General features: G+C 62.1%; 6 protein-coding genes. 3 read left to right on the top strand and 3 right to left on the bottom strand.

Annotated elements, in window-relative coordinates; all coding sequences use genetic code 11:
• Positions 1-234 precede the first annotated feature (234 nt).
• Positions 235-1,209, bottom strand: a complete 975-nt coding sequence (locus AHiyo1_RS07070; RefSeq protein WP_059388078.1) for an aldo/keto reductase — start codon at positions 1,207-1,209, stop codon at positions 235-237.
• A gap of 85 nt (positions 1,210-1,294) precedes the next feature.
• A complete protein-coding gene (locus tag AHiyo1_RS07065; protein WP_148667451.1) occupies positions 1,295-1,879 on the bottom strand; it encodes a hypothetical protein in 585 nt (194 codons plus the stop codon).
• 231 nt (positions 1,880-2,110) lie between these two features.
• Between AHiyo1_RS07065 and AHiyo1_RS07060 the strand changes: the two genes are divergently transcribed.
• A complete protein-coding gene (locus AHiyo1_RS07060; protein ID WP_059388076.1) occupies positions 2,111-3,046 on the top strand; it encodes a 2-hydroxyacid dehydrogenase in 936 nt (311 codons plus the stop codon).
• Positions 3,047-3,160: 114 nt separating this feature from the next.
• Here the strand turns inward: AHiyo1_RS07060 and AHiyo1_RS28195 are convergent, their stop codons facing one another.
• Positions 3,161-3,856 (bottom strand): DUF6994 family protein, encoded by a 696-nt coding sequence (locus tag AHiyo1_RS28195; protein ID WP_059388075.1) that lies wholly within the window; start codon positions 3,854-3,856, stop codon positions 3,161-3,163.
• A 397-nt stretch (positions 3,857-4,253) separates the two neighbouring features.
• On the opposite strand from AHiyo1_RS28195, the gene AHiyo1_RS07050 reads away from it, so the two are divergent.
• Positions 4,254-4,802, top strand: coding sequence for a nuclease-related domain-containing protein (locus tag AHiyo1_RS07050; protein ID WP_253257196.1), 549 nt, complete (start codon positions 4,254-4,256; stop codon positions 4,800-4,802).
• A 285-nt stretch (positions 4,803-5,087) separates the two neighbouring features.
• Positions 5,088-6,870, top strand: a 1,783-nt coding sequence (locus AHiyo1_RS07045) for a DEAD/DEAH box helicase family protein (RefSeq protein WP_172465517.1), incomplete at its 3' end; no start/stop codon positions are given.

Genomic DNA, 6,870 nt, shown 5'->3' with positions numbered 1-6,870 from the left:
AAGACGATCTTCGACGAGGAGAAGACCATCGGCGTTGACACCTCCAAGGTCAACATCGCCGACACGTTCACCCAGAAGTACGCCCAGGCCGCGCTCAAGCTGGAGGGCTACACCGCCACCAGCACCCCGGCCGGCAACGACGGCTAATCCCTTCTAGCTCCCAGACGATCGGCCTGCGTGGTAATCCACGCAGGCCGATTGTTTTGTTTCTGGGTACTTTGGGGGCTTCTGGGCTCAGGTGTCTATGCTCGCCATGTTGGGGTAGCGGGATCCCGCGGCGGACCCTGCCGGGGCCAGCTGGTCGAGGCGCTTCAGGTCCTCTTCTGAGAGTACGACGGCGGTGGCCCCCAGGTTTTCTGCCAGGCGTTCGCGCTTCTTGGTGCCGGGGATCGGGACGATGTGCTCGCCCTGTGCCAGCAGCCATGCGAGGGCCAGTTGCCCCGGGGTGCATTGCTTTTGGTCAGCGAGTTCCTTCACCCGGTCCACGAGCTCGAGGTTGCGCGTGAAGTTCTCGCCTTGGAACCTGGGGGAGTGCCGGCGGTAGTCGTTCTCGACGAAGTCCGCCTCGCTGCGCAATTGGCCCGTCAGGAACCCGCGGCCGAGGGGGCTGTACGGAACGAATCCGATGCCCAGCTCGGCCAACACAGGGAAGACCTTTGTTTCGGGTTCCCGTTCCCAGAGGGAGTACTCAGTCTGCAAAGCGGTGATGGGATGGACTGCGTGGGCACGGCGGATGGTGTCCGGCGCAGCCTCGGAAAGGCCGAGATGCCGGACCTTTCCGGATTGGACCAGTTCGGCCATCGCGCCCACGGTGTCCTCGATGGGGACGGTCTTGTCCACGCGGTGCTGGTAGTACAGGTCGATGTGGTCCACGCCGAGGCGTTGCAGGCTGGCGTCGCAGGCGGAGCGGACGTATTCGGGCCTGCCGTTCACGCGCAGGAAGGATCCGTCCTCACGCCGTTCGTTTCCGAACTTCGTGGCCACAACGACGTCGTCACGCCGGCCGGCGATGGCCTTTCCCACGAGCTTTTCGTTGGTGAAGGGCCCGTACATATCGGCGGTGTCCAACAGGCTGCCGCCGGCGTCAAGGAAGGCGTTGATGGTGGCGAGGGATTCGCGGTCGTCCCCTTCGCCGTAGAACTCGCTCATGCCCATGCATCCGAGGCCGAGGGCAGAAACGGTCAATGAACCAAGCGTGCGGTTTTCCATGGGGTTCTCTCCTGTAAGTGGCAGAACGTGCTGGATGGCAGGACGGTGCTCAGGGAGGGGTGCGGGTAGGGCCACTATAGGCACGTCAGTAGCGGAGGGACAACGTTGAGGCAGGCAGGGCGGCCTGCCTACTGACTGGCAACCTCGGATTGGCCGAATAGCTCAGCTTCGAGTTTGTCGAGGGCTTCGGGGTACCCGGCCACATCGATGGTCCGCATGTGGTCTGGAGTGAGACCACTCGGAATCCCGGGCCGAAGTTGACTTCCGCGAAATCCGACAGCTCCAGGTGCCCGCGGTCCGCGGGGATGCGCCCATTGACGAGGAAAGTAGCTGGATTGACCCATGATCCGTCCCGGGACTCATTTGTCACGAAGTCAACAAGCGGTGCGCGTACGGAAAGCAGGCCCCGCACCCAGCCGTTGGCCAGGCCGCCGGGCAATGGTTCGGGCGAGCGAACCCAGAATTCCGTCCACCCGCGCCGTCGCCATAGCTTGAATCTGAGCCGGTCAATCACGCGGGTTGCCACTGGCGAAACAAGCCAAGCGGCCACCAAAGTGATGAAGAAAATGGGAAGTGAGTTGGGTTTTTCCCAGCCGAGCGACAGCAGGACGATCGAAGCAAAAGCGGCGCTGACTGCACACCCGAGGGCGGTTGTCAGCAGACGCTTCATCCTGGCTTGCTTCCCGGTCATGCCACACTATAGGACCGGGTCCCACGCGTTGTCCCGGACGTGGCCCCACCGGTGCTGATGTCCGAACCGGCCGCCGGACCGCGGCGGGAAAGTAAATTGGTGTGGGAACACGAGATGCCGTCTGGCTAAATCGACCCGCAACGGGAACAGGAATAGAGAAATGAGCGGAACTGCGCTGCGTGCTGCGAAGGTCAATCTGATGGTGGCGCGGTGACGGCCCGGCTGCGGGTGTGCCTGCCCGACCAGAAACTCCTGGACGCCATGGAACCTTCCGCCGACGTCGATTTCGTGATGTGGGACTTGACTGGTCCAGCCCCCGCGGACACCTTCGACCTGCTGGTGCCGCCCTACATGGGCCGGCCGGACGCACTCACGGCGCTGGATGGCGTGCCGGTCCGGCTCGTGCAGAGCCAATCGATAGGGTACGACGGCGTCGCCGACGTCTTGCCGCCGGGTTGCGTTTTCGCCAACGCGGCCGGGGTCCATGAGACGTCGACGGCGGAACTCGCCTTGGGGATGATGATCGCCAGCCAGCGCGGGATTCCGGAGTTTGTGCGTAACCAAGCGTCTGGAACATGGGCCAACGGCCTGCGCCCAAGTTTGGCGGACCGTAGGGTTCTCCTGCTTGGCTACGGGGGAGTGGGGAAGGCCATTGAAGCCAGGCTCTTGCCGTTCGAAACGCACGTGACACGGATGGCAAGCCGAGAACGCGAGGATGACCACGGACGGATCTTAGGCATCGACACTCTGTATGACCAGTTGCCGCTGCACGAGATCGTGGTGGTCAGCGTACCCCTATCCGAGCAAACCCGTGGGCTGGTGGACGCTCGGTTCCTCGCGGCCATGCCGCACGGCGCGCTGTTGGTGAACGTGGCCAGGGGCCCGGTTGCGGAGACGGAAGCCTTGCTGCGGGAGACGTCCTCGGGACGTCTACGCGCCGCTTTGGATGTGACCGACCCGGAGCCTCTGCCGGCCGACCATCCTTTGTGGACGGTGCCTGGTGTGCTGATCACGCCCCATGTGGGCGGGGCAAGCTCCGCGATGTTCCCTCGGATGGTCCGGCTGATCCAGAAGCAGATCTCGTTGCTGCTGGCTGGCGAGGCGCCGGTGAATGTGGTGCTGGGTGCGGAATCGGTGGCTGGGTAGTGGGCTGAGAAGGCAACTACGGTTCTGGCTGAGCGAAGTGGCCGCAATGGCAGTCGTTGCCGTGGCTCGTCCTGTAATCGGACCGACCTCGGTCTCTGTGTTCGTGTGAGGCTGCTACCTCGTCGCGTTAAGGATGCGCAGGCGGCGTGCCTCAAATAATTCGAGACTGTCTAGGCGGTAACGCGCGTAGGTTGGCAGGTCAGAGGGCAGCGCCGGCGACACGAAGTTGTCGAAGGGGAGCAAGAAGCGCACTGCACCATTGGCATCTACGAAGTCGCCGAGATGGAAATGATCGATGTATCCGGCGAAGGAGCCGAACAGCGCAAAGAAGCCTTCATGGCGATCTATCGTCGTGGCCAAAGGACTCGTGCCACCCTCGTAAAAGCGCCGGATCGCTTCAAGGGTCAAGTCCCATCGGTCTTGGATCCGGGGATGAGTGCCCCGATTCTGGTTGAGACTGCCCCGCGAGACCGGGAAGATCATGAAGCCGCAGATCGTGTACGAGCGTCGCAGGAACGCATCATTGACCTCGCCTGGAAGCTGCGCGTAGAGGTGGCTCAGTTTCCTCCGATGCCGCGTCGCAATCGTGTCGCTTCCGAGAACTATTCTCGTGTCGTCTGCTTCATACACAAGGTACGGTGAGCGAGCGCGCCCAGCGTGAAGCTCGAAAGGCCGCCCGTCAGGGAGCGCCTTGCTCCATAGGAGCTGGTGGTATCGCCGGAGTGTGGGGCTGTGACTGTCGGGGTCCTTACCCGCCGGAGTGTCATCGAAGAAGTTGAAGTCGACGTCAATCTTTCTCAGCTCGCCCATGAACTGAAACTAGCAGGAACCGCCGACGCGGGTGAGGATTGAGCCATGGCAAAACGCATCCACGGCCTAACCGCCGTGATCTATAAGCAGACCGGGTTCTTGCCAGCGATCCAGGGGGCATCCTCGTGAAGCAAGTGAGGCTCCGGTACGCCGGAGCTTGTCGGTTGTGCGATGTCTCTCTTCCGGCCGGACCGACGCAATCTATGAGAGCGAGACGAAGACCGTCCGCTGCCTGGAATGCGTCCCCGAAGCGAAGTCCCTGGATCTCGAACCACCCGAACCATCTACTGAGGATTCATCGCCCGCCGCGTCCGGAGTAGCCGGGTCGTCGGCTCGGCGTGAATACGAGCGCCGCAAGGCCAATGATGAGGCGAGGCTCCGCGAGAAATGGGGCCGATTGGGTGGTCTCGCCGTCGCGCTCTCTGGCGAGCGGCAAAGCACCAAAGCCTGGGACCAGGGTGCGATCGGCGAGGAACGACTCGGGGCCCGGCTCGATTCCCTGGTCGCCGACGACATCGCGGTCCTCCATGACCGCCGCATCCCCGGTTCGAAGGCGAACATTGACCATATCGCTATAACCCGCAAAGGGATCTGGGTGATCGATGCCAAGCTCTACAAGGGCCGGCCCGAGCTGAAGATCGAGGGCGGCATCCTTCGGCCACGCGTCGAGAAGCTCCTCGTCGGCCGGCGCGACTGCACGAAACTGGTCGATGGGGTGCTTAAACAGGTCGGGCTCGTACGCGACCTCGCCGGAGATGTGCCGGTCACCGGGGCGCTGTGCTTCGTCGAAGCCGACTGGCCCCTGATAGGGGGCGCGTTCGTCACCGGGGGCATTCACGTTCTCTGGCCGAAACGACTAGCCAAAGTGCTTGCAGAGCAGACAGCCGGCGATGTTGATGTCGCCGCTACATGTGAGTCGGTGGCCTCGCGTTTCAAGTCTGCGTGACGTCCCACCAGTCTCCACAGTTCTTGAGCACACGCATGAATAGTTCATTTGGTCGCCCTCCCGGCGGCACCCGCCGCAGATCCTCAAGCGCCTCTATCGCACTAGTCATAGGCGGGGCCAACAGATAGGAGCGTTACCGCTCGCGTTGGCCATCATCATGTCCAAGAAGATTTCCAGTTCCCTTCCGGCAGCTGTCAGAGCGGTCCGAATCACACCTCTTTCGGAGAGTTCCCCCAGAGATGGTCATTGGCCCGTGCTAAATGACACCCCGCGCAATTGGAGTTGTTGGTCTTTGTCGCTTCCACCAAATACCCTGGCGCAGTGAACACATCCAATGGGGGATCGGCAATTGAACAATTGCCCGAAGGTCTATACGAACTGCTCAAGACCGAAAGGCTGATGACAAACCTCTCAAAGTTTCCTCAGCTACGACCTCATTTTGGATCGGTCGAAGATGAAGAAAGCGCGGATGTCCTGTCCCGCCACGTCGCCGACGCCGTCCGCAAAAGTCTGGCCGCGGCCGAACCCACCGAACGCGTAGGCCTCGCAAACAAACTCCTTCAGGAACTGCGGGATGCGGACCGCATTGCACCGGGTCCCACCCAGCTCCGCTCCCTCCACCGCCCGGATACTGTAAAGCGCCGTAATTTGCGCCGCCCCACCACGCCGCTATCCGACTCGGCCCTCCTCACAAACAGCAAAGACGATCCGAACCTCGCAGCCGAGCTACGAACCGAGATTGAATCCGCCGATACCGTTGATCTTCTTTGCGCCTTTGTCCGCTGGACCGGTCTCCGGTTGCTCCAACCCGCACTCGAGCAACTGAAGGAACGCGGTGCCCGCCTAAGAGTCATCACCACCACCTACATGGGTGCCACCGAACGGCGGGCTATCGACGAGCTCGTGACCCGGTACGGGGCCGAGGTGAAGATCAGCTACGAAACCCAGGCCACGCGCCTCCATGCGAAGGCGTGGCTATTCCGCAGGAACTCAGGATTCGACACTGCCTATGTCGGAAGCTCCAACCTAAGCCAAGCGGCCCTCCTCGACGGACTCGAATGGAACGTCCGCCTCAGCTCCATCGGCACGCCAGCACTCCTGAACAAGTTTGAGATCACCTTCGACAGCTACTGGGCACAGCGGGCTTTCCAAAGCTACGACCCGGAGCGTGACGGCGAAAAACTCGACGCCGCACTGGAGCGCAATGGCGGACGACGCACGTCCGCCCCGGACGCACTCACGGGCCTGGAGGTCCAGCCTTTCCTTCACCAGGAGGAGATGCTTGAAGACCTCGAAGCCGAGCGGCTCAAGGGCTTCAACCACAACCTCGTCGTTGCAGCAACGGGCACCGGAAAGACGGTGATCGCCGCACTTGACTACAAAAGATTGCACGAGGCCGCCGGCCGTGATCTGAAGCTGCTCTTTGTTGCCCATCGCCAGGAAATCCTCAAACAGGCGATGCGCACCTACCGTGACGTTATGCAGGACGGTGCTTTCGGTGAACTCTACGTCGGTGCACATAAACCGGAAGAGTGGAAGCACATCTTCGCATCGGTACAGTCCCTTTCGTCCCTCGGCATCGAACAGCTGAAACCGGACTTCTTCGACGTCGTGGTTATCGACGAATTCCACCACGCCATGGCGCCCACCTACCGCCGGTTACTGGACCACCTCCGGCCGCAGCAGCTTCTCGGACTGACCGCGACCCCGGAACGCGGCGACGGAGTCGACGTCGCGAAACAGTTCTTCGACGGGCGAACCGCCTCGGAGCTGCGACTCTGGGACGCTCTCGACGCGGACCTGCTTGTGCCTTTCCACTATTTTGGGGTCTCCGACGACGTCGACCTGAGCCAACTGGAATGGAAGCGCGGCAATTACGACGCTGGCCAGCTGAACAACCTCTACACCGGCAACGACGCCCGCGCCGCCAAGGTGATCCGCGAACTTCGAGACAAAGTCACCAGCACCGACCAGATGCGGGCCATCGGCTTCTGCGTCTCGGTTCAGCACGCCCACTACATGGCGGAGGTCTTCAACCGCGCCGGGATCGCCTCCGTTGCGGTCGACG

It is taken from the genome of Arthrobacter sp. Hiyo1 (assembly GCF_001263615.2).
Lineage (GTDB): Bacteria > Actinomycetota > Actinomycetes > Actinomycetales > Micrococcaceae > Arthrobacter.
This window is presented reverse-complemented; position numbering and strand designations above follow the sequence as displayed.

What these genes read in the sequence shown, in the direction of transcription:
- AHiyo1_RS07070 (WP_059388078.1), bottom strand. Translation starts at nt 1,209, where the DNA reads ATGGAAAACCGCACGCTTGGTTCATTGACCGTTTCTGCCCTCGGCCTC.
- AHiyo1_RS07065 (WP_148667451.1), bottom strand. Translation starts at nt 1,879, where the DNA reads ATGAAGCGTCTGCTGACAACCGCCCTCGGGTGTGCAGTCAGCGCCGCT.
- AHiyo1_RS28195 (WP_059388075.1), bottom strand. Translation starts at nt 3,856, where the DNA reads ATGGGCGAGCTGAGAAAGATTGACGTCGACTTCAACTTCTTCGATGAC.